We start from the raw sequence: 24,700 nt of genomic DNA, 5'->3' as shown, positions 1-24,700 counted from the left end.
AACTGGCATTTTTAAACTAATTTATGCCAAATCTTTAGCAATTTGTGTACCAGATGAGACAATTTTGGGAGTGAACGCGTGAATCGGCAATTTTTACAGACTTGGTGGACAAATCATTTTTTGGGACACGATGTGTGTTTGCAAGAACATCATTTTGTACAAAAATACCTAAATACCATGCTGCCTGAAAATATTTTAAGTATGGGCATGGATTTGGGCACTTTCAGGCTGCCTGAAAAATGCACGTGGATTCGACAAAATGAATCATTACCTGCTGATGTATTAGCGAATTCTTTGGCTTTGCCTTGGGTGGCACAGTCATTTGATGTGGTTGTGGTGTGTCATGAATTGGATTGCGTTGGACAACATTGGCAACTGGTGTTGACCCAAATTGAACATATTTTACAACCCCATGGACGACTCATTTTAACAGGATTCAATCCGTATTCATTGTGGCGACTGGATTGGCGACATGAAGTACCCGATGTGCGCCACGCATTGCATTTACATGATTTGAAAATGTGGTGCGCTAAACATCATTGGCAAATAGAACAAGGACAATTTTTAAATTATCTGCCCCCTATTCGTTCGCGTAAATGGATTGAAAATTTAAGATTTTTGGAACAAGCCGGTAATCGCTGGCTGCCACACATCGCAGCAGTTTATGCTTTGATTTTGCGAAAAGACGTATTAAACGTGCGTTTATCCAAACAAGGACAAAACGTGCATTTTTCAATTGATGAATCTGCGTGTGCATGGGCAAGAAATGGATGAACCAAATGATAATATTTACCAAACCAAATACCATATTACCCGAACATTTAAATCATTTCGCGCAATCTTTCAGGCTGCCTGAAAACGGCGTTTACTTGACTTATGATGATGGTTTGTCGCTTGCCAAAGTTGGCGAAAAAGGCACAGTACAAGTCAATTTCACCAGCGGCACAGCCCAACACAGACGCATTCAAGGAGGCGGCGAATTAATTGGCAAAGCCGTCAATCATACCACGCATCCTGTGGTTTGGGACGCAACTGGCGGTTTGGGGCGCGACAGTTTCGTCTTGGCTAGTTTAGGATTAACCATCAGATTATTTGAACAAAATCCAGCCGTTTTCGCATTATTAAACGATGGTTTGCTACGTGCCACAAGGCAGCCTGAAACCGCCGCTATCGTGTCGCGCATCACCACAATTTATGGCGACGCTGCCGAACTGCTTCACACCGAAGCCGCCAAATTCGGTAAGCCCGATGTGGTATACCTAGACCCCATGTACCCCGAACGCCAAAAATCCGCCGCCGTCAAAAAAGAAATGGCGTATTTTCATGAATTAATTGGTTTATCGATGCAAAATAATGACGCAGCACTTTTTCAGGCTGCCTTAAAAGTGGCGAAAAAACGATTAGTGGTTAAACGCCCACGCTTGGGGGAATATTTGTGCGGACAAAAGCCCGCTTATCAATATACAGGAAAATCCACGCGATTTGACGTGTATTTACCTAGTTAAAAATCAATAAATTATAGTGAATTAAATTCAAACCAGTATGGTATTTTCAATGCTCTTATGTATTATTTGTACACAGCGAACATTATCGCCCTATTCTGTTGAATTTAATCCACTATTGTTATTGCAAATCCATTTTAATCCAATTTTTCGCGAATCAAATCTTTCACAATTTCCGCATTATTTGGCACGACTTGCACGCGTTGTGGCAAATCTTCCAAACCATCTAATTTGGTGGGACGTGGAATCACCACTTCACCGACTGCTTCATGAATGGTTGCATCAAATTTGGCTGCTAACGCGGTTTCCAAACAAATGATGATTTCATCATCTTCGCGCAATTCACGCGCCACTTTCACGCCATCGGCGGTGTGTGGGTCAATCAATTCGCCATCAGATTCATACACTTGTCTGATGGTTGTCAAGCGGTCGACATGGGTACTTTTGCCCGACACAAAACCGTATTTCTCGCGAATTTCAGGCAGCATAAAATGCAAATTAAAGCCCTTACCCGTTCCGACTTCCGCCCACAAAACTTGGATTTCATTGTCATCGCGTTGCATCAAATCAAAAATAAATCGTTCAAAATTAGATGCTTTGGAAATATCCATTGATGGGCTAGACGTTACATAAGTATGCTCGGTACTGCGCGGACGGTATTCGCCTGTTTTAAAAAATTGGTCTAATACGTCATTTTCATTGGTAGCGACAATTAAGCGATTGATTGGCAAACCCATTTGTTTGGCGATATGCCCCGCGCACACATTACCAAAATTACCACTTGGCACGCAAAAACTCACTTGTTGGCTGTTGTTTTCAGTGGCGCGGAAATAGCCTGCAAAATAGTAAACCACTTGCGCAACAATGCGTCCCCAGTTAATGCTATTGACTGTACCAATATGATATTTTTCTTTGAATGCGTGGTCATTTTGTACTGCTTTAACAATATCTTGGCAATCATCAAACATTCCTTCTACCGCAATATTCACAATATTTTCGTCTTGCAAACTGAACATTTGAGCACGTTGAAACGCCGACATTTTGCCTTCTGGCGACAGCATAAACACGTTCACGCCTTTTTTGCCACGCAATGCGTATTCAGCCGCCGAACCTGTATCACCACTGGTTGCGCCTAAAATATTTAACTGTTTGTTTTCTTTATTTAATACATACTCAAACATATTGCCCAAAAACTGCATTGCCATGTCTTTAAATGCCAGTGTTGGGCCATTGGACAAGGCTTGGATTTTGATACCGTCTTTCAAAGTGCGAACAGGCGTGATTTCGGGCGTTCCGAATACTTCTTCGGTATAGGTGCGTTCCACAATATCATGTAAATCTTCAGCTGGAATATCAGTAGCGAACAAACTAATGATTTCAAAAGCTAAATTTTTATAACTTAAATTTCGCCAATTCGCCAACATCGTTTCACTAATCACGGGATACTTTTCAGGCAGCATCAAACCGCCATCAGGCGCAAGTCCCATCAATAAAACTTCACTGAATAATTTGTGTTCGGTTTGTCCGCGCGTGCTGATGTATTTCATAACCATTATCCTATTGAATAAATTTGAAAAAAGCAGCCTGAAAAATCCGCTTCAGGCTGCCTGAGAAAATTATTTGCCTGTTACCATACCGGTAAATAAACGTTTATAACAAGCGGTTACGGTTTTAGCAGTAATTTCAGTCATCAATTTGGTGCGACCCGCTTCAGTCATGGCACTTGCCAAATCGGCAGCGGTTACTTGGTTTGGCGCTTCTTCGCTCACGCAACCGCAAATTTTCCCTTCCCATTCAGCTTGTTTTTCAGCCGTCATGGCTAAAGATGCCAAACGCCATTCTTGACGCGCTTGCAAATTGCTAACACATTGGTTATTCACATACATTTTAATCAAGCTGGCTGTAATACCTTTTGCACCAGAACTCGTCTCGCCACGGCTTGAGCTGCCACCATTAAAAATACTGCCAATCGCACCACCGATGCCTGCAGAAGTGTCATTGCTGGCTGTTGTGCCAGAACCTGCACAAGCAGTCATCAAAATAGAAGTCATTAAAATCAAAGCTAATTTTTTCATTGAACAATCCTTACACAATCAAATAAAGAAAAAAACGGATTATCCTAATAAATTTACGAAAATACAAGTTTCAGGCAGCCTGAAAATAGAACGTATCGTCATTTTCGCGAATGAGGGAATCCAATTTTCTTATTAAAAAACTGACACGAGAATGACGGTATTTTGAGACAGCACACTTTTCAGGACACCACCCAAATTTTAACCAAACACCAAACCGCCCAGCCACTTACCAACAATCCCGCCACCAACCGTACCCAACGATTTTGTAAAATGCCTTTTAGTTGTGCTGCAAACGCCCCCATCGCCAACAAATTCGGCAGCGTCCCCAAACCAAACGCCAACATCAACCATCCGCCCTGCACCGCCGACCCGCTTCCCAGCGCATACAAAGACGCATTGTACACCAAACCACACGGCAACCATCCCCACAACACCCCAACCCCAAAGCAACCTGCAACAGATTGAATAGGCAACAATTTATTCAGTAATGGATTCAATTTACGCCACACAGGCTTGCCAATCAATTCAATTTTCGCTGCCACCGAAAATATACCTGCCAAATACAAACCCATTAATAATAACAATAAATTAGCTAAAATATACAAAGCCATTTGCAAATGATGTGTCTCGTCCAACAAAAAACCAAATTGCGACAACGCCCCCATCAACACACCAATCAATGTATAGCTCAACAACCGCCCAATATTCATCAAAAAAATCAACAGAATACGTGGAATATGCACAGGTAATTGCAACGCAAACGCACTACTCAAACCGCCACACATCCCCACACAATGCGTTCCACCAAAAAATCCCAACAAAAACAAAGTCAGCCAATCCATATTCAACATTCTGATTCAAAATAAAAAATGTCGCTAATTTATCAGCGACATTTGTATTTTCAGGCTGCCTAAAAAATCAGGCGACCTGAAAAATGATGACAAAATTATTTAGTAAAACCCAACCAATTGTCTTCTACGCCCACTTCAGGCAAAAAAGCCGCCGCTAAACGATGGCGCGAATTGGCTGTGGCAATGATGAAACTCAAATCTACCAATTCTTCTTCACTAAAAAAATCTTTAATATAATCATAATCTTTTCGCGAAACACCATGACCACATAATTTAGTCAACAATTCAGTCCATTGCAGCGCAGCGCGTTCGCGGTCACTGAATAAATCTGAATCATACCAAATAGATAAATGATGCAAACGCAATTCTTGTTCGCCTAATGATTTGGCTAATTTCACATGTTTATCCACATGAAACAAGCTTCCATTGATTTGAGCAGCGCGAATTTTGACCAATTCACGCAATTTCGGTTCAATGGTATTTTCTGCCAACAAACCCTCTACTTGGCGAATCACATTGTCATAGCGTTTACCAATTTCGTTGAAATCTAATCGCGCGGGTTCACGTTTACGCATAATACTGCCCTTTCAGTGGTTTAACGATTAAATTTCATTATAAAATTTTCGTTAAGTGATGTAAATATGATTTTTTCAGGCTGCCTGATTTGCGTATTTATTCATCATAACGCTTGACGCAATAACGAATAACGTTATGATGGCTACTTAATTCATTATAATCAAATAATAAAGGTATTTATAATCGTTTAAAATTAAAAATACAATTGCGTTGTCTACTTCTTTTATGTACTTAAAGATGTACGCGGCGGTTGCCTTGCCCTGTTTTTATTTCAAACGACTACATGGGTGAATTTACCCATTTTTACAGGCAGCCTGAAAAATTTTGGCTTGCAAATTCACGTAATTGTCGTTATTTTGCTAATATGTTTAATAGAAAGGTAATCAATATGCAGTATTTGGGTATTTTCTTTTTTGCGGGTATGGTTCTGGAATTTTTCAGCTTATTTTGGGTGGCGAGTTGGCTGGGGGGACTAACCACTTTTGTATTGATTATTTTGGGATTTATCGTGGGCGGTGCGCTGCTGCGAAATAATTTGAATGTCGCTAAAGCCTTAATGGCTGGGCAATTTTTACGCGGTGGTATGTCGTTTTACGATATGTTGTTTCCTGTTCGTGTACCGTTAGCGGGTTTCTTGTTGGCGTTACCGACTGGATTTTTGTCCAGCGCTTTGGGTTTGTTGTTGCTTGCGCCGTTTCAATTTAACAATAAAACGGATAAAAAACAAAGTGATATTTTTTCAGATACAGCGCGACAAAACGGTTTTGAATACACACATCACAGCAAACATCAAAATCAAGACGATGTCATTGAAGGTGATTATATCGTCCGCAATAACAAAATCAAACAAAATCATGATGATATAATTAAACATTAACCATAAAAATCTTTCAAGCAAAAAGAAATATCATTCAATTAAAATCAACACAATATTAATCATCAAGCAAATGACCATTCGACTATGATAGATACTGATTCTCCAACCAAACAGCAAACGTATAGATGAATGGTCATTTGCCCTATTTCAGGCAGCCTGAAAATGCTATAATTGCCCACTTTTTAAGAGTAGAGACGTATTATGTGGTTCAAACAAATCAGTTTTTTTCCAATTAATATCACACAATTGCCCGAATTGGATACATTATCCGAAAAGCTGGCAACAGCTGAATTTTCGCCTGTAATGGGTTTGGATTGGTTTAGTGAAGGATTTGCTGCGCCACAAAACTTTTCACCTGAATTGGTGTTTCCTGCTGATTTCACTTGGTCGGTTGCACTCAAACGCTCAGATAAAGTTTTACCTGCTGCGGTAATTCGTGAATTTTTAGATGATAAAATCAACGAAATTCAAGAAAATGAAAATCGCAAAGTTGGCAGAAAAGAAAAAACAGAATTAAAAGAACAGATTACTGATACATTATTACCACGTGCATTCACGCGTAGCAGTAAAACCTTTGCTGTTTGCGACACCAAACACGGCTTCTTATTTGTCAATCATGCATCTGCGACCAAATCTGAAAACATGATTGGCAAATTACGAGAAGCCTTGGGCGGCTTGGACGTACATTTGCCACGCACCCAACAATCTCCCAGCACCTTAATGACCGATTGGCTACTCAAAGGCGCGGCGGCGGGCGGTTTTGAACTGGACAGCGATTGTGAACTAAAAGGCACAGGCGACATTGCGCCTATCGTCAAAGTCGCAAAACAAGATTTGACGGCAGATGAAGTGGTGCAATTAGTCAAAACAGGCAAATCCGTTACGCAATTGGGTTTGGTGTGGCGTGAACAAATCGCATTTGTATTGACATCAGATTTCACACTCAAGCGTATTCAATATCTTGATGTTTTACAAGAAGAAGCTGAACAAAACGGCGATGATGCTGCCAGTTTGGCTTTCGCATCGCAAATTTTAATGGCGCAAAGTGTGTCAGAAATGATTTTGGAATTGGTGGGACATTTGGGCGGTTGGTTAGAAGAGAAAAATTAAATCCCTGTTGTTATAGTCGCTTAAAATAAAAATACTGCTGCGTTGGCTTTTAAAGCCAATAGTCCCGATATTGACTTAAAAAGCAGCCTGAAATTTTTTTCAGGCTGCCTCAATATTTTAAAAATCAAAAAATTAAATTATTTTTTGGCTTTCTTTTGTGGCGGCAAATCGGTACAAGTACCGTTAGCCACTTCCGCTGCCATACCGATGGATTCACCCAAAGTTGGGTGTGGATGAATGGTTTTGCCAATGTCTTCTGCATCGCAACCCATCTCAATCGCCAAGCAAATTTCGCCAATCATATCGCCCGCGTGTGTGCCAACAATGCCACCACCGATAATATGACCTGTTTCAGCATCAAAAATCAATTTAGTGAAGCCTTCATCACGACCATTGGCAATCGCGCGGCCACTTGCTGCCCATGGGAACACAGATTTGGTGATTTTGATGCCATCGCGTTTGGCGATTTCTTCGGTAACACCCACCCAAGCCACTTCTGGATCAGTGTACGCCACACCTGGAATCACACGCGCATCAAAAAATGCTTTATGTCCAGCGCAGTTTTCAGCAGCAACGTGTCCTTCGTGAACGGCTTTGTGTGCCAACATGGGTTGTCCCACGACATCACCAATGGCGTAAATGTGTGGCACGTTGGTACGTTGTTGTTTGTCCACTTCAATGAAACCGAGTTCGGTAACTGCCACGCCAGCTTTTTCCGCATCGCACAATTTACCGTTTGGCACGCGACCTGCTGCAACCAATACCAAATCATAGCGTTGTGGTTCGGCTGGGGCTTTTTCACCTTCAAATGTAACGTAAATGCCATCTTCTTTGGCTTCAACCGCAACGGTTTTGGTTTTCGTCATGATGTTGTCAAAGCGATGCGCGTTCATTTTTTCCCATACTTTAACCAAATCACGGTCAGCACCTTGCATCAAACCGTCCATCATTTCTACCACATCCAAACGTGCACCCAATGTGCTGTAAACCGTACCCATCTCCAAACCGATGATACCACCACCGATAATCAACATTTTTTCAGGGATTTGACGCAATTCCAATGCACCTGTACTGTCCACAATACGTGGGTCTTTTGGAATAAATGGCAAATTCACCACACGACTACCCACTGCGATGATACAGTTTTTGAAAGCAACGGTTTTTTTGCTGCCCGTTTCGGTGGCTTGTTCGTATTGGGTAGATTCGGTCAAAGCCACTTCAATGTGGTTCGCTCCCACAAATTTACCAAAACCTTTGATTAAATCCACTTTACGCGCTTTTGCCATACCAGCCAAACCGCCTGTTAATTTGCCAATAACTTTTTCTTTGTAGCCACGTAACATATCAATATCAATTTCAGGCGCGGTATATTTAATGCCGTTAGCTGCTAAATGTTTCACTTCATCAATCACAGCAGCGTTATGCAACAGGGCTTTTGATGGAATACAACCCACATTCAAACACACGCCACCTAATGTTGAATATTGCTCAACAATCGCTACTTTCAGACCTTCATCAGCCACAGCAAATGCCGCAGAATAACCACCAGGACCGCCACCCAATACAACAACATCGTATTCAGCATCCGCGCTGCCTGAAAAACTAGCTGCTTGTGGTGCAGGGACAGCAGATTTAGGTGTTTCAACTTGTGCAGGGGCAGCAGGTTTGTCTTCAGTTTTGGGAGCAGAGGCAACAGCAGCCGAACCTGATGCTTCAATCACAGCAATCACACCGCCTTCAGAAATTTTGTCGCCCACTTTAACGCACACTTCTTTAACCACACCAGCTGCATCAGCTGGCACGTCCATGGTTGCTTTGTCGGTTTCCAATGTGATTAATGTTTGTTCCAATTCAACCGTATCGCCTACTTTGATTTCAACAGCGATAATGTCCACATTCTCATGTCCGCCAATATCAGGGACTTTTAATTCTACTGAACTCATGATTTTAGCCTTTCTTGTTCAAGATAAAAGTACAAAAAACTGTCTTATATTATACCCGATTTTCTCGTGTAAAAATCATCATCACAAATGAAAAACCTGTATCCATCATTTGTATCAAATAACAAATTAAGTACAGATTAAAAAATTAGTCTTCAGATTTTTTGTTTTCTGTGGTTTCCAAAATTTCCACAGGAGCTGTATCGTGAACAAATGTTTCGTAAACAACTGGCTCTTGTGGTTTGGGATTCATCATCGCTTCCAAAGTTGCCAAGCGCGTTTCTAATTCATTTAATTTGGTACGTGTTTTGATTAATACTTGTTGTTGCACGTCAAATTCTTCACGAGTAACCAAATCCATTTTATTGAATGCGCCGCTCAGCATGGCTTTAGCATTTTTCTCTAAATCTTTGGCAGGGCTGTTGGCAATGGTGTCGCCTAATTTTTGCGTGATTTCGTCAAATAATTGTTTGGCAATCATGATAATTTCCTTGAATAAAAAAACGGTAAAAATGGATTGTATCACTTTCAGGCAGCCTTTCGGTACATGACAAAAATCGGACGGCCTGTTTTTGTGTATCAAATAGGATTTAAATTTAAGCTGCGTTGAATTTCAGGCTAATAGGAGCGCTATTGGCATGAAATTCGCATTACACATCAAATGGAACAAAAAATCATTTCACGTTGGCTATGAACATAGGTTCTAAGGTTTTTCAAAGGTTTCAGGCTGCCTGAAAACCCAGCATTTCGGCTGCGTGTTGTTTGGTAGTAGCGGTAATTTTTTCGCCCCCCAGCATTCTGGCGATTTCATCAATACGCGTTTGACTGTCCAATACATGGATTTCACTAATGGTTTGTTCGCCATTACTGTGTTTGGCGACCTGCCAATGATGTTCACCACACGCAGCAACTTGCGGCAAATGGGTTACCGCCAACACCTGATGTTTACCACCCAACGTCCGCAACGCACGCCCCACAATTTCCGCCACACCTCCGCCAATGCCCGTATCCACTTCATCAAAAATCAAAGTTGGAACGTGGGTATATTGACTGGTAACCACCTGAATGGACAAGCTAATCCGTGCCAATTCACCACCCGAAGCTACTTTATTTAATGGACGCAACTGACTGCCTTTATTTGCCGCCACCTGATATTGCACTTGCTCCAAACCATGCGCAGTCGGACTGGACGGCAGCAATTCAATATGAAATTTCGCGCCTTTCATTGCCAAATGTTGCATATATCGTGTGGTTTCATCGGCTAATTGTGTGGCGGCTTGATGGCGTTTGGCGGATAGTTTTTGTGCGGTTTCCATGTACGCGCTTTCGGATTGTGCCACTGCCTTTTGTAGCGATTCAATGTCAGCAGCCGCTTCTAAATCGTACAAGGCTGCCTGAATTTCCGCCCATTTTTCAGGCAGCATTTCGGGTTCAACGCGGTATTTTCGCGCCATGCTCATTAATTCTTGCAAACGTTGTTCTTTTGTGGCTAATTCATTGGGATTGATTTCCACATCGTTCAGCACATCACCCAAATAGTGGCTAATTTCGCCCAATTCGGCTTCCACACTCGCCAACATCGCCAAAGATTCAGCAAAACGCGGCTCAACATCTGCGAGTTTACCCAAAATTTTTTGGCAACGAAACACTTGTTTTTGAAGACCATTGTCTCCGTCTACTAACTCTTGCGCTTCGCTGGCGGCTTGAAGCAATTCGGCGGCATGAGCCAGACTGTCATGCGATTGATTCAGCGTTTCCCATTCGCCATTTTCCAAATTTAATTGTTCTAATTCATGCAGTTGCCACTCTAGGCGTTCGCGCTCAATGGCGAGATTTTCGGCGTGAGTTTGGGCATTTTCTAGGACGCGTTTGGCGTTTTGCCATGCTTGGTAATTGGCTTTGGTTTGTTCTACTAAATTCAGGCTGCCTGAAAATGCGTCTAACAACTGTCGTTGTGCGATTTCCTGATTCAGCGAATGATGCGCATTTTGTCCATGAATATCAATTAATTGTGAACCAATTTGTTTTAATTGTGCCAATGTTGCGGTTTGATTATTGATGAAACTGCGGCTTTTGCCTTTGGCATCAATGATGCGGCGAATAGATAACTCACTGTTATCGGTGTCTAACAAACCTTGTTCACGCAATTCCTGTTGTAAATCAGATAGTTCACTCACATCAAATAATGCGGACAATTGTGCTTCTTTTGCGCCATGGCGAACTTGGCTGTAATCGGCTTTGTCGCCTAACAATAAAGATAAGGCATCTAATGTAATGGATTTGCCAGCCCCCGTTTCACCTGTTAACACGGTAAATCCGTTTTGAAAATCCAAATTTAATTGTTCCACAATCACAAAATCGCGTAATGAAAGAGCCAATAACATTTTTCAGGCAGCCTTAAATATCAATAATTAAAAAACAGAATTTTAAAATGAAAATTTTATTTCAGGGAAAATTTTCATTCACAAAAAAGCAGCCTGAAAACACATTGAGCGTTTTCAGGCTGCCTGCAAAATCACTTTACACAACAATCTCTTCTTTTTCGGTTTGGGTTTTGATGACATTATCGCGGTTCAAACCAAACATCAGCAGCAACGGACTTGCCACCAACACAGACGAATAAATCCCGAACACAATGCCAATCGTCAAAGCCATCGCAAAACCATGCAACGCCGCCCCACCAAATATCAACATGGAAACCACCATCGCCTCCGTAGAACCGTGTGTGATAACGGTACGCCCCATCGTGGCGGTAATTGCGTTGTCAATGATTTCATGAACGGTTTTGTTTCGCATGGTGCCTTTGCGGAAATTTTCGCGGATTCGGTCAAACACCACCACCGATTCATTCACCGAGTAACCCAACACCGCCAACACGCCCGTCAACACCGTCAACGAAAATTCCCAACGGAAAAACGCAAAACAACCCAAAATAATCACCACATCGTGCATATTGGCAATAATCGCCGATACCGCAAATCGCCACTCAAAACGCATGGACAAATAAACGATAATCCCAATCACCACCATGCCCATCGCCAACAAACCATTGCTGACAAGTTCTTCGCCCACAGATGGACCAATAAATTCCACTTGGCGCAAATTGGCATCACTGCGATCGGCTTTTAATTTTTCCATCACCTGATTGGACAATTGTGCAGACGGAATATCCGATTTATTCGGCAGACGAATCATAATATGTTTATTCGTGCCAAGAGCTTGTACTTGAATTTCGCCTAAACCCAAACCATCTAAACTGTGGCGAACTTTGTCCAAATCTGCGCCTTGTTGCTGATATTCCACTTCCATCAGCGTACCGCCCGTGAATTCAACCGAATAATTCAACCCACGCGTTACCAAGAAAAATACCGCCAAAATAAATGTAACCAACGAAATAAATGTGGTTAATTTACCGTAACTCATAAACGGAATATCGCGTTTAAAATGAAACAATTCCATGATTATTCCTTATCACTTTTTTCTACCACCGCAGGATAGGATACGCCAATAGACAAATTTTGTAATTTGCGGCGTTTACCGTAAAACGCATTGACCATCGCGCGAAATACCACCACCGATGAAAAAATAGACGTCATAATGCCAAAACAATGCACAATCGCAAAACCACGCACCGCCCCCGAACCAAAAATCAATAATGCTACCCCCGCAATCAAAGACGTTAAGTTGGAATCTAAAATCGTGTTCCAAGCGTGGTCAAAACCTTCTTTAATCGCGACTTGGGCTTTTTGCCCATGGCGTAATTCTTCACGAATACGCTCATTAATCAATACATTGGAGTCAATTGCCATACCCAATGTGAGTGCCATCGCAGCAATACCTGGTAACGTCAGCGTAACTTGCAACATAGACAAAATCGCAAATAAAAATAACAAGTTGGTACTCAAAGCCACCGTAGACAGCAAACCAAAAAAACGATAATAAACAATCATAAAAATGGCCACTGCCATAAAACCCCACACCGTAGAATGAATCCCTTTGGTGATGTTTTCCGCTCCCAAAGATGGACCAATGGTACGTTCTTGCACAATTTCCATGGGCGCAGCCAGTGAACCTGATCGCAATAACAACGCCACGTCTTGCGCTTCTGCATCACTTGCCATGCCTGTGATTTGGACACGTCCGCCTGTAATGGGTTCGTTGATGTTTGGAGCGGTAATCACTTCGGATTTGCCTTGATCAATCAGTACCATTGCCATGCGTTTGCCAGTGTTGGCAGTGGTCAAATCCGCGAAAATAGACGAACCTGTACCGTCTAACGCTAACGCCACGGCTGGACGTTTGGTGCGGTCATCAACGCTGGCTTGAGCGGAATTGATGTTATCACCCGTCAATTCTACTTGTTTGCTGATTAAATATTGATGTCCTTCGTTGTCGGCTAACACTTCATAGCCTTCAGGGATTGTGCCATCACTATTCAAACCACCATCGTGTACCATGCGAACTTCCAAAGTCGCGGTACGCCCAATGATGTCTTTGGCTTTGGCGGTATCGGTCATGCCTGGAATTTGCACCATGATGCGGTCTGCGCCTGCTTGTTGAATTACGGGTTCAGAAGTGCCCAACTCGTTAACACGATTGTGTAACGTGTTGATATTTTGTTTCACAGCATCATGACGAATTTGTGTGAGCAAGGTTTCAGGCAGCGTCAAAGTAATATTGTTGCCATCAACAACCAAATTCATGCCTTCAAATAATTTTTGCAATTCAGGCAAAGACTTATTCGCATCTGCTTGGTCTTGGAATGGAATCACAATGCTATTGGCGGTTTTGCGAATTGTGCCAATACGAATTTTTTGTTTACGCAACTCGCGTCGCACATCGCCAGCGTAACGATCCAACGTTTTTTCCAGTGCAGCTTTCATGTCCACTTGCATGATGAACTCCACACCGCCACGCAAATCCAAACCCAAAAACATCGGATTTGCCCCCATTTTCGCCAGCCATTCAGGGCTATTAGAAATTTGATTTTGCGCAACAATATATCCATCACCCAACGCACCATCAATCGCATCACGCGCTGAAATTTTATCTGCATCAGACACGCGTACTTTCAGGCTGCCTGAAGCAATAAACATACCATCGGTTTTGATGTTGGCTTTTTGCAACGCATCGGCAACACGTTTTTCAGTTTCTTCATTAATCGCTACAGATTGGCGATTGGTAGAAATTTGAATCGCTGGTGTTACACCATACAAATTGGGTAGCGTATACACAAATGCCAACGCAATAATGAATAAAATCAGCAGATTTTTCCAAAGTGGATAACGGTTCATCAGAACCCCCAATTACATAAAATAAAATAAATTAAGCAAAGATAGCCGATGTATTGCTTCAACACATCGGCTTGATTTAGAATGATTTTTAGGCAGCATCATCGGTTTTAGTGGTTTCGTTGTGATTTTCATCAATTTTGGCAGAAACCGCATTAGCAGCCACTTCCACTACCAAGCCCTTGCCCAAATCTACTTTCACAATGTGTTCACCCGCTTGCACCACACGCCCATAAAAACCAGATGCCAACAAAACGCGGTCGCCTTTTTTCAATTCAGCCACCATCTGACGGCGTTTTTTCTCGGCTTGTTGCTGTGGGCGAATCATCAAAAACCACATCACCAACAACATCAAAACAAACGGAATCATGCCCATCAAGCCACCGCCTGCCGCTGCCGTGCCGTTATCTGCGTATGCCAATTCAATCATGTTCAATCCTGTCATAAAAAAATCAAAAGAGAATGCGCGATTTTATCAGACTATGCAGTCTGAAGAAACCGCGCATTTTGCCATTTAATTGACAAACAACCATCTTTCAGGCTGCCTGAAAAACGATTAACGTTCACGCAAGGCTTGTTTGAGGCGTGTAATCGGTTTAATCAGATAATCAAATACGGTTTTTTCGCCTGTTTTCACGTCCACCGTTGCCACCATACCAGGGATAATTTGCATGGATTTACCATTTTTGTCTTTGATGGAATTGCCATCGGTTTCCACTAGAATACGGTAATATTGTTGATTTTGGTCTAATTTCAATTCATCGGCACGTTTTTGATTGCTTAAGGTGTCAGGCGAAATCAACGTAACTTTGCCATGTAGGCCACCGTAAATCGCAAAATCATATGCGCTTAACTTAACTACCGCTTCCAATCCAGGGCGCATAAACGCCACGTCTTGCGGGCGAATATAGGCTTCTACCAATAATTTATCATCCAACGGCACAATTTCCAAAATATCCTGCCCTGCTTGCACCACACCACCAACGGTATTGATTTGAATATTTTTCACGATTCCACGCAATGGCGCACGAATTTCTGAACGCTCCACGGGGTCGGCACGCATTGCCATGTTTTCACGCGCTTGGGCTAATTCGGCTTCGGTTTTGACTAATTCGTTGTTGGCTTCAGCAGCGTATTGATTTTGTTTTTCGCTAATTTGCAGTGCAAGTTGAGAGGATTCACGTTGCATACGCAACAGTTCCACTTCTGACATCACACCTTGTTTGACCATAGGCGCGGTGATAGCAATTTCTTTGTCTAACGTGGCTTTATTTTGATGCAACCCCACCACCGCATCCACTACCGAACGGCGACGTGCTTCAAAAGCAGCAGCTTCACGTTGACGCAATTCTTTCGGAATATGATCGGCAAATTTCAACGGCATACCGTAGGCTTCGGCACGTAAACGCGACACCATTGCTTCCAAATTGACTACTTTAGCTGCACTTTCGCGCAAAATCGCAGAAGAACGCGTATCGTCCATTTTCAATAATACTTGTCCTTTTTCCACAATATCGCCTTCTTTGACTTTCATTTCGGCGATGGTGCCAGGGTCTAGGCTTTGGACAATTTGTTCGCGACTACTGGGAATCACGCTGCCTTGACCGCGTGTTACTTCTTCTACTTTACTGTTGTACGCCCACACGACAAACGCCGTAATCAACAAAAATAAAATCACAATAACGGCAAATAAACCGCGATGTTTTTCCGTTTGTAAGGCGGCATTTAAATCATTAATTAAATGTAAATCAGCCGAGCTGACATTTTCTTTTTTTTGGTTTGACATAATGGATTTTCCAATATTTGAATTGGTTTATTTTCAGGCAGCCTGAAAGGACTACGTACTTAATAAATTGATTTATCAAATACTTTTCAGGCAGCCTGACAAAATTCAGTATTACGCTGGTCGCGGTAAATCGCTGTTGTTGGCATGGTGAGGCGCAACTGCTGGCCTAACTTGTGCTGGCTGTGGCGTGGTTACTTGCGCGGTTTGGTTGGCTTGAGCATTGGCTCTTTGCTCGTTTTGCATCAATTTTTGCAACACCAAATCACGCGGCCCATCCATTGCCACCACACCATTATCCATCACAATCACGCGACTGACCATCTTCAGTACTTGCGGACGATGTGTTACCACCACCAATGTTTTATCATGCGCCCATTGTGCCAATGCGTTCAACGCCATATTCTCGGTACTGCCGTCCAGACCTGTGGTAGGTTCGTCCAACAAAACCACGCGCGGTTGTTTCAAAGTCAAGCGTGCCAACGAAATAATTTGTTTTTGTCCACCTGACAAACCTTGTCCGTCTTCGCCCAATGGCATATCCAAACCTTGTGGATGACTTTGGATAATTTTATCCAAACCAAAACGCGATAATGCGTTTAACAAATCTTGGTCGGTTGAAGAAAAACCATCAGTACGCGCCAAATCCATATTTTCACGTAAAGTACCCAAAAATAAACGCGGCGACTGGTTTAATAATGTGATTTGATTACGCAAAAAATTCGGGTCAATTTGACGTAAATCCACATTGTCTAGCGTAATATTGCCGCCTTGTGCCGAATCATACAAACCAGATGCTAATTTTAATAAAGTAGATTTACCGCTACCGATACTCCCCAAAATCGCCACTTTTTCGCCTGCCTGAATGTGAATATTCACATCACGCAACGCAGGAGCCAAATCTTTGCCATACACAAACGACACGCGATTGAAACGTATATCCCCACGCGTTTCAGACAGCGTGATGTATTGGCGGTCGGGTGCACGCTCAATGGGACGTTCCACAATTTTGTTGATGCCTTCCAAAGCGTGTTTGGCAGATTGGTAACGTGTTGCCAAACCTGCAATTTGTCCCAGTGGAGCTAAGGCGCGTCCCGATAAAATCACTGCCGCCATTAATGCACCCATGGTAATTTGATCACCTGTATTTTGACTGTGAATCAAATGCGTTCCCACCAACACCAAACCGACTGTATTCAGTTGTTGCATTGCCACTGCAAAATTAACTAAAAAATTGCTGATATCTCTCGTTTTAATCGACGCGGCGGCGGTTTTAGCGGTGTAATCGTCCCATTTTTGTTGCGCCCAATTGGTTGCATTGTTCACTTTAAGCGTTTCAATGCCTTCAATGGCTTCCACTGCCAAACCTTGACGTTGGGAGCTTTCCTTCATAGATGCGTTAATGGCTTTTGCCAACGAACGTTGTCCCAGCAAACTCACGATAATGACAATTGGAATAATAGTCATTGGTACAAATACCAATTTCCCGCCAATGATTGAAATCACCACCAAAAACAAAATCAAAAACGGAAAATCCGCTAACACCAGCAAACTAGCACTGGTCATGAAATCACGCACCGATTCAAAATCACGCAAATTGTTTGCATACGAACCCGAAGACGTGGGTTTTTCCAGTAAACGCAATGCCATCACACGGCGAAATAACGCCGAGCTGATTATCAAATCTGCTTTTTTACCTGCGATATCTGTCAAATGTCCGCGCACTAATTTGGTAATCAATTCAAATATGACCGCAATAAACACACCAATACTCAACGCCCACAGCGTTTCATACGACTGATTCGGAATCACGCGGTCATACACTTGCATCACGTACAGCGAGCTTACCAACGCCAAGAAATTAATCAAAATAGTCGCTAAAATAATTTGATAATAATAACTGCGAAAACGCCCAATCACTTGCCAAAACCAATGTTTAGGTAATGTATATTCGGGCAAATCTGAACGTCCATCTGATGCAATTTTGGGTTTAATAAACCAACAATAACCCAAATACAAAGTCGCCAATTGGTCATGACTCAAATCACTGCTAATGCCGCCTGATTGGCGCAAAAAATACCGCCGTTGTTTGCCAGAACCCACAATTTTGGTAATAACCGCCGCCTCTTCATTACGCAAAATAATAACGCATGGCGTTGCCAATGATGGAATGTCCTGCAAAGGGCGTTTGGATAAGCTATTTTCAAAACCAAAACTCGCTAATACTTCCGAAAGTGAATGATAATTCACGCTTAATTTGCCATCACGCAATACTTGGGCAGATAAAGCGGCTTCTGCAACAGGTGAGCCATACAGTTGAGTGGCTAAGGCAAGATGTTCAATAATAGATTTCATGTTTTACTTCTTAATTTGTCAATTTTCAGGCAGCCTGAAAAAAATAATTTTCATAAGGCACACGCGTTTCCCAAACCCAATTAGTCTGCAAATCCGATACCGACACTTGAGTCATTTTCTTTTTGCTTTTGGATTTTGAATCTGATTTCTTGTCTGATTTTTGGGTGGGCGCGATGGCTGGGGTTAATGTTTTTTTGCCTTGTTTGATGGCGGTTTTGGCTTTTTTCACGGCTTTTTTAGCAGCATTTTTGGCGGTGGCCGAATTTTTCTTATGCTGCGTTTGATGAGGAAATTTACTGCTGGATTTACCAGTATCCTGCCAAACCACACCATGCTCGGGCGCATCAATCAATTTTACAGGTGTATTGTTCGTAGAATTATCATCGGGCAATTGACTGGCAATGGAATGGGTTTGTTCAGGCTGCGTGTTGTCAGGCTCAACATATGTATTATCCACATTCACATCAGGCAGGGCATTTTTTTCAGGCTGCCTATTTTTCAATTGTTGCGCTTGCGATTTAATTTTATTAACTTTTTTAATTTTGTTAATATTTTTTAATGTTTTGGGTTGATAGACTTCGTCTGCCGGTGCAACAGCTGAATGAGCAGACTGCCCCATGATGTCATCGTAATTCAACACAGGTGGATTTTGTACTGCATCATTTGCCAACTGATTCCCTGTATTATTTGGATTATCCGAATTTGACACAGGAGCAGAAATTTGCGTGTTATCATTAATTTGTTGATAATTCAATACAGGCTGTGTTTGAATAACGCTGTTAGGTGTTACCGCAGGCATATTTACTTGAATATTGTCTTGCGTAACTTGGTCGTAATTCAAGACAGGTTCGCCATCTTTGCTGATGGTATCGGTTTGGATGTTATCTTTATCCAGCCACGCATTTAAGCGATTTTGAATATTGGCAGGCAAGAAATTATCAGGCAAATGGTCTCTGAAGGTTTTACGTTCGCGGCGAGTGGGAATATTGCGGTCTTGATTGAGACCCGCCCATTGGGCAATCGCTGCTTGAGACGATAAGTACTCCAACGCTGCATCACGGAAATCATTACGTGATGCCACCACTTCAGATTCAATACTCCACAAATCAGAATACGAATCCAATACATCAATCAGTGTGCGCCGTGCAATTTTGAATTGCAATTCATAGGCTTTGATGACTTTTTTCTGAGCAGCGATTTGTTGTTCGGCAATGTGGGTACGATTCAAACTTTGGCGCATATCCACTTCTGCACTGCGTGTGCGTTCGGAGACATCGCGTAAAATTTGGTCGGCTTTGGCTTCGGCGGCAACCAAAGTTTGTGCGCTGCGTTCCACTTGATAATTGGCACTGGGGTTGAAAAAATCCCAACCAAAATTCAGATAAATTTCTTTATTGTCGCGAGTAGCCGATGCAATCAAATCAATACTGGGAAAACGCGATGATTTATTCACATCAATTTCAGCTAATACGCTTTCACGTTCGGCTTGTTGCGCTTGATAACTGGGCTGCATTGCCAAATCTGCACTGCGGTAACGGCGCATCACGGATACAGCGGTTTCGCCTGCAAATGGATCTTGCAATGTAGCAGGACTCAAACGTGTTTGGGTGTACTTACCCAAGCGGCTTAAATTCAATTCCAACACGCGTGTTTGCTCTACCAAATATGCTTGTACACGCAAGCGGCGTGCCAAAGCCTGATCTAATTCAGATTGGCGACCTTTGTCATACTGGGTAATGATTTTCAAATCACCAATGATTTTGTCGTGGCGTTGCAGATTATTTTGGGCTGCCTGAATGGATTCTTTGGCACGCAAAGCCGCAAGATACAATCTACCAATTGTTTGCCCAAGCACTTCTTGGGTCTCATAATATTTATAATGATAATAATCGTATTTATGCTCACTGTAACGGATGCGTGAATCTATGCCACCAAATGAATAGAGATTTAATTTACCTTGTAATCCAGGATTGATGCCGCGTTTGCGCTCATTACTTTCATAACGATGACTTTGCGCCAATACTTGTGTAGCAGTGGCGGTAAGTGTGGGAAGGTGTCCTGATTTGGCGATTTTAATATCGCTGTCGGCAGCTTGTTTATTGGCTTGCGCTTCTAATAATTCGGGGTCGTTTTGCAGACTTTGACGCAGCACATCTTGCAAACTGGCAGAATAAACCGATTGACTAAACAATAAAGCACACGCCGCCGCAATACGAGTAAGTGGTTTCAACATGATTTTTCAACAGGGGCAATAACGTAATATAAATGAGCGATATTTTAGCGCAATATCCGCGCTATGTCGCAAAGTAATTTTTTTGGGACACTTTTTTTCAGGCTGCCGTTCGATGCCCCAAAGTACCAACAAAACTACATTGTCTGCTCCTTTAACGACTACATTTCCAGCTAGCTGCCCCAAAAATACACATCTAGCAGTCACACGAAAGGCAGCCTGAAAAATACTTCTTCAATTTTCAGGCCGCCTTTTATTTTTTATTGACTCAATTATTTAATACGCATATCGCCCGTTTCCACAAAACGTTGATGCCAAGACAAAGCTTCCATTAACAAATGTGGCGTATGCAAACCACCTGCTTTGTTGGCGCGGTCGTAGTAATCGCGCAACATATCGCGATAATCAGGGTGAGCGCAATTATTGATTAATAATTCAGCACGTTGGCGTGGCGATTTGCCGCGTAAATCTGCCATACCTTGTTCGGTAATGATAAACATCACATCATGTTCCGTATGGTCATGATGCGACACCATTGGCACAATACATGAAATTGCGCCGCCTTTTGCCACCGATGGACTCACAAACATTGAGAAGAAACCGTTACGCGTAAAATCGCCCGAACCACCAATCCCGTTCATCATTTTCGTCCCCATGATGTGTGTGGAATTCACATTACCGTAAATATCGGCTTCAATCATGGCATTCATGCCAATCACGCCCAAACGGCGCACCACTTCTGGACTATTCGTATATTCCATTGGACGCAAAATGATTTTATCGCGCAAGAAATCAATATTATCATTGAAACGTTGCAACGCATCAGGGCTAAATGACAACGCGGTAGCAGACGCGTATTTCATTTTTTTACTTAAAATCAAATCCAGCATACCGTCTTGTAATACTTCGGTATAACCTTCCAAATCATCAAACGGTGCATCTTGCAAACCAGCCAACACCGCATTAGCAACGTTACCCACACCCGATTGCAATGGCAATAAATTTTTTGGTAAACGCCCTGCTTTGACTTCATGGCTAAAGAAATCAATGATTTGCTCTGCAATACGTTTGGACATTTCATCTGGCTCAGCGAATTTGCTGTTACGATCACCTGCGTGAGTCAAAACAATCGCAACAATTTTATCCAAATCACATTCCAAATAAGGCGAGCCAATGCGGTCAAACGTACCCACAATCGGAATGGGTTTGCGATGTGGCGGTACACCGATATCAAATGCAATATCGTGCATACCTTCTAATTTGGCGTTTTGCTCGGTATTCACTTCAATAATGATTTTGTCGGCAACTTTCAATACTTCATTGGCATGGCCAATACCCATTGCAGGAATGATTTTGCCATCTTCAGTAATGCCAGACGCTTCAATAATCGCCACATCAAATTTGCCATAAAAACCTTGGCGCATTTGCTGTTCAACGTGAGACAAGTGCATATCTTGATAATGGATATTGCCAGCATTGATATTGTTACGCAAAGTGGGGTCAGATTGGAATGGGCTACGGAAATGAATTGCGCCAGCTTCTGCTAACATGCCATCACATTCGGGAGCGGTAGATGCGCCAGTAATCACACCGACACTAAATGGACGATTAGCGGCGTGTTCGGCTTTGGCTTTATTGGCAATAGCGGTGGGTAAAGCTTTGGGATAACCAGCACCCGTAAAACCAGTGATGCCCAACGTCATACCATTTTGGATAAATTCGGCTGCTTGTTCGGCAGTCATGATTTTGTTGCGTAAACCTGCGTGGCGAATGCGTTCTGTGCTCATGATGATTCCTTCTAATGTGATTTTGTTTGTGAAAAAAGAAACAGCTTCGGTTAATATAACGTAAAGATGGGGATTCATTCAAGTATTTATTTCATGCGACTACATAATTATTGGCAAACAAACATTTTTCAGGCTGCCTGAAGAGTAATTTAGTTAATTTAATCAATTGTTTTGTCAATAAAATCACCAAAGCACATCACCATCATCAAAGATGACAAATCATTTTGACCTCATAAATAAACTTCACAAAATCATTTTTCAGGCAGCCTTTTAACCTGAAAACCTTTAAAATAACGCCATTTTAACAAACAGGTTTAGCAAAATGAGAATTATCTCGGCAAATGTAAACGGCATTCGTTCAGCATATAAAAAGGGCTTTTTGGCATACATCGCGCAATCGGGGGCAGATATTGTCTGCGTGCAGGAATTGAAGGCACAAGAGTCTGATTTATCAGATGATATGCAACGTCCACACGGTATGCACGGCGTGTGGCATTGCGCACAGAAGCGTGGTTACAGTGGTGTAGCGATTTACAGTAAACAAAAACCTGACCATGTACAAATCGGTTTGGGTATTGAAAAATTTGATAATGAAGGACGCTTTGTGCGTGCGGATTTTGGTCATTTGAGCGTGATTTCGTTGTATTTGCCCAGTGGAACGAGCGCAGAAGAGCGTCAGGCATACAAATATGAATTTTTGGACGCGTTTTATCCGCTTTTGGCAGAGTTGAAAGCAAGTGGGCGTGATGTAGTGGTGTGTGGCGACTGGAACATTGCGCATCAAAATATTGACATCAAAAATTGGAAAGGCAATCTGAAAAACTCAGGATTCCTGCCTGAAGAGCGCGAATGGATTGGTCATGTCATAACAAAATTGGGCTGGGTGGACATTTGGCGCACGTTATACCCTGATGTGGCGGGCTATACTTGGTGGAGTAATCGTGGTCAAGCGTACGCCAATGATGTGGGTTGGCGCATTGATTATCAAATGGTTACGCCTAATTTGGCGACAAAAGCACACACAGCACACGTCTATAAAGAAGTGAAATTTTCTGACCATGCGCCATTGGTAGTGGATTATGACTATGTGATTTCAAATTAGTACAGTGTTGCTCACGTCTGGTGTAGCACGTGTACACGGCGAAAGACGATATTTCAGGATTTCAGGCTGCCTGCAAATGATTCGGTTTTTGGCATCACAATTGCCAATACTCGTTGCGCTTCAGATAATCCTAAACGTGCCGCATCTTGAAAACATTGGATTGCCAAATCCACATTTTTTGCCATGCCCACGCCTTCCCATGCACAACCACCAAAATGAAAAATGGCTGGTGCGTAATCTTGTTGCATGGATTGTTGATACCAATATACGGCTTTTTGCCAATCTTGGTCTACACCCACGCCGTGTTGATAACACAAACCCAGATTGTGTTGTGCTTCTGCATCACCTAATTCAGCGGCTTGCGTGAAATAATACACGGCATTTTCTGCGCTGATGGGTTTGCCACGCCCGTATAAATAACAAAGAGCCAAATTCAGTAAACCACTGGCATCTTTTTGGTAAGCGGCTTTTTCGTACCACAAGGCAGCCTGAACATAATCTTGTTCCACACCGCGACCAAATTCATACATTGCACCCACATTGGTTTGAGCAGGAGCATAATTTTGTTCGGCGGCTTGTGTATACCAAAATAAGGCTTGTTCGTCATTTTGCACCGTACCAATGCCACGACTGTAACATAATCCCACCATAAACAATGCTTCTACACCCAATAATTCCACCGCGTCCAAAAACAACTGAAATGCTCGATAACCACCATCTTCATCGGCATAACCCAAATAATACAATTTTCCCAAACGTGTTAAAGCGGAAACGTGTTTGTTTTGAGCAGCGATGGTGTAATATTTGATGGCGGTTTGAATATTTTGTGGTACGCCTTTGCCTGATTCGTACAGCAATGCCAAACGATAACAGCCATCAGTATGATTTTGTTGCGCTGCTAATTCATACCAATAAACTGCTTGTGTCCAACTTTGCGTGACAGATAAGCCCAATTCATAATGATGCCCCAGCAAAACTTGCATGGTTGCTACGCCTTGTTCGGCTGCTTGTTTGATTTGAAGAAATGAATTTTGTTTGATAAGTAAGTCATTGGTTTTGGCTAATTTCTGTATGGGTGTAAAAGGTGTATGATTATGCGTGGTGGCGATTGAAGTAAGATTCATTTTTCAGGCTGCCTTTATCATTATGTGAATATGATGATTGCTGTGATTAAGGGATACTTGAAATTTGACAATTTTGCCTACACAATACAGTAAACAA

20 protein-coding genes are annotated in these 24,700 nt (G+C 42.4%); 5 read left to right on the top strand and 15 right to left on the bottom strand.

Annotated features, from left to right (window positions below; all coding sequences use genetic code 11):
* The first annotated feature begins 78 nt into the window (after nucleotides 1–78).
* Entirely contained in the window at nucleotides 79–774 is a 696-nt protein-coding gene (locus BWP33_RS05955; protein ID WP_002641896.1) for a class I SAM-dependent methyltransferase, read from the top strand.
* Nucleotides 771–1,505 carry a class I SAM-dependent methyltransferase gene (locus BWP33_RS05950; protein ID WP_002641897.1) on the top strand — a complete coding sequence of 245 codons (735 nt, stop codon included), beginning with the start codon at nucleotides 771–773 and terminating at the stop codon, nucleotides 1,503–1,505. Before BWP33_RS05955 ends, BWP33_RS05950 begins: the two co-directional genes overlap by 4 nt.
* Before the next feature lie 134 nt (nucleotides 1,506–1,639).
* On the opposite strand, the gene thrC is transcribed toward BWP33_RS05950, so the two are convergent.
* From thrC to BWP33_RS05930, 4 genes are all read right to left on the bottom strand, one after another.
* Nucleotides 1,640–3,049 carry a threonine synthase gene (gene thrC, locus BWP33_RS05945; RefSeq protein WP_002641898.1) on the bottom strand — a complete coding sequence of 470 codons (1,410 nt, stop codon included), beginning with the start codon at nucleotides 3,047–3,049 and terminating at the stop codon, nucleotides 1,640–1,642.
* 69 nt (nucleotides 3,050–3,118) lie between these two features.
* On the bottom strand, nucleotides 3,119–3,577 hold the full coding sequence (locus tag BWP33_RS05940; protein ID WP_002641899.1) for a hypothetical protein: 459 nt from the start codon (nucleotides 3,575–3,577) through the stop codon (nucleotides 3,119–3,121).
* A gap of 179 nt (nucleotides 3,578–3,756) precedes the next feature.
* Nucleotides 3,757–4,428, bottom strand: a complete 672-nt coding sequence (locus tag BWP33_RS05935; RefSeq protein WP_040628962.1) for a sulfite exporter TauE/SafE family protein — start codon at nucleotides 4,426–4,428, stop codon at nucleotides 3,757–3,759.
* Between the two features lie 95 nt (nucleotides 4,429–4,523).
* Nucleotides 4,524–5,003 carry a carboxymuconolactone decarboxylase family protein gene (locus BWP33_RS05930; RefSeq protein WP_002641901.1) on the bottom strand — a complete coding sequence of 160 codons (480 nt, stop codon included), beginning with the start codon at nucleotides 5,001–5,003 and terminating at the stop codon, nucleotides 4,524–4,526.
* A gap of 389 nt (nucleotides 5,004–5,392) precedes the next feature.
* On the opposite strand from BWP33_RS05930, the gene BWP33_RS05925 reads away from it, so the two are divergent.
* Together BWP33_RS05925 and BWP33_RS05920 are read left to right on the top strand one after the other, a co-directional pair.
* A complete protein-coding gene (locus tag BWP33_RS05925; protein ID WP_002641902.1) occupies nucleotides 5,393–5,881 on the top strand; it encodes an FxsA family protein in 489 nt (162 codons plus the stop codon).
* A gap of 201 nt (nucleotides 5,882–6,082) precedes the next feature.
* On the top strand, nucleotides 6,083–6,991 hold the full coding sequence (locus BWP33_RS05920; protein WP_002641903.1) for a recombination-associated protein RdgC: 909 nt from the start codon (nucleotides 6,083–6,085) through the stop codon (nucleotides 6,989–6,991).
* A gap of 137 nt (nucleotides 6,992–7,128) precedes the next feature.
* Here BWP33_RS05920 and lpdA read toward each other — a convergent pair whose 3' ends face one another.
* The 10 genes from lpdA to BWP33_RS05870 all read right to left on the bottom strand — a co-directional run bounded on the left by lpdA (nucleotide 7,129) and on the right by BWP33_RS05870 (nucleotide 22,377).
* On the bottom strand, nucleotides 7,129–8,934 hold the full coding sequence (lpdA, locus tag BWP33_RS05915; RefSeq protein ID WP_002641904.1) for a dihydrolipoyl dehydrogenase: 1,806 nt from the start codon (nucleotides 8,932–8,934) through the stop codon (nucleotides 7,129–7,131).
* 145 nt (nucleotides 8,935–9,079) lie between these two features.
* A complete protein-coding gene (locus BWP33_RS05910; RefSeq protein WP_002641905.1) occupies nucleotides 9,080–9,412 on the bottom strand; it encodes an accessory factor UbiK family protein in 333 nt (110 codons plus the stop codon).
* 241 nt (nucleotides 9,413–9,653) lie between these two features.
* On the bottom strand, nucleotides 9,654–11,315 hold the full coding sequence (gene recN, locus BWP33_RS05905; RefSeq protein ID WP_002641906.1) for a DNA repair protein RecN: 1,662 nt from the start codon (nucleotides 11,313–11,315) through the stop codon (nucleotides 9,654–9,656).
* Between the two features lie 136 nt (nucleotides 11,316–11,451).
* Nucleotides 11,452–12,390 (bottom strand): protein translocase subunit SecF, encoded by a 939-nt coding sequence (secF, locus tag BWP33_RS05900; protein ID WP_002641907.1) that lies wholly within the window; start codon nucleotides 12,388–12,390, stop codon nucleotides 11,452–11,454.
* 2 nt (nucleotides 12,391–12,392) lie between these two features.
* A complete protein-coding gene (secD, locus tag BWP33_RS05895; RefSeq protein ID WP_002641908.1) occupies nucleotides 12,393–14,225 on the bottom strand; it encodes a protein translocase subunit SecD in 1,833 nt (610 codons plus the stop codon).
* An 88-nt stretch (nucleotides 14,226–14,313) separates the two neighbouring features.
* Complete coding sequence (gene yajC / locus BWP33_RS05890) at nucleotides 14,314–14,652, bottom strand: preprotein translocase subunit YajC (RefSeq protein WP_002641909.1); 339 nt, start codon at nucleotides 14,650–14,652, stop codon at nucleotides 14,314–14,316.
* A 126-nt stretch (nucleotides 14,653–14,778) separates the two neighbouring features.
* The gene (locus BWP33_RS05885) at nucleotides 14,779–16,008 is read right to left on the bottom strand and encodes an HlyD family type I secretion periplasmic adaptor subunit (protein ID WP_002641910.1); all 1,230 of its coding nucleotides are present in this window, start codon (nucleotides 16,006–16,008) and stop codon (nucleotides 14,779–14,781) included.
* 111 nt (nucleotides 16,009–16,119) lie between these two features.
* Nucleotides 16,120–18,360, bottom strand: a complete 2,241-nt coding sequence (locus BWP33_RS05880) for a type I secretion system permease/ATPase (RefSeq protein ID WP_002641911.1) — start codon at nucleotides 18,358–18,360, stop codon at nucleotides 16,120–16,122.
* Between the two features lie 25 nt (nucleotides 18,361–18,385).
* The gene (locus BWP33_RS05875) at nucleotides 18,386–20,593 is read right to left on the bottom strand and encodes a TolC family protein (RefSeq protein WP_002641912.1); all 2,208 of its coding nucleotides are present in this window, start codon (nucleotides 20,591–20,593) and stop codon (nucleotides 18,386–18,388) included.
* Between the two features lie 269 nt (nucleotides 20,594–20,862).
* A complete protein-coding gene (locus BWP33_RS05870) occupies nucleotides 20,863–22,377 on the bottom strand; it encodes a succinyl-CoA:acetate CoA-transferase ScpC (RefSeq protein WP_002641913.1) in 1,515 nt (504 codons plus the stop codon).
* A gap of 322 nt (nucleotides 22,378–22,699) precedes the next feature.
* On the opposite strand from BWP33_RS05870, the gene BWP33_RS05865 reads away from it, so the two are divergent.
* Nucleotides 22,700–23,479 carry an exodeoxyribonuclease III gene (locus tag BWP33_RS05865; protein WP_002641914.1) on the top strand — a complete coding sequence of 260 codons (780 nt, stop codon included), beginning with the start codon at nucleotides 22,700–22,702 and terminating at the stop codon, nucleotides 23,477–23,479.
* A gap of 53 nt (nucleotides 23,480–23,532) precedes the next feature.
* Here the strand turns inward: BWP33_RS05865 and BWP33_RS05860 are convergent, their stop codons facing one another.
* Nucleotides 23,533–24,603: an SEL1-like repeat protein gene (locus tag BWP33_RS05860; protein WP_002641915.1), complete on the bottom strand. Its 1,071-nt coding sequence runs from the start codon at nucleotides 24,601–24,603 to the stop codon at nucleotides 23,533–23,535.
* Nucleotides 24,604–24,700: the final 97 nt, after the last annotated feature.

The sequence above is a fragment of the Simonsiella muelleri ATCC 29453 genome (assembly GCF_002951835.1).
In the GTDB taxonomy this organism is placed as follows: domain Bacteria; phylum Pseudomonadota; class Gammaproteobacteria; order Burkholderiales; family Neisseriaceae; genus Simonsiella; species Simonsiella muelleri.
The sequence above is the reverse complement of the archived record's forward strand: the minus strand, read 5'-3'. Positions and strand labels throughout refer to the sequence as shown.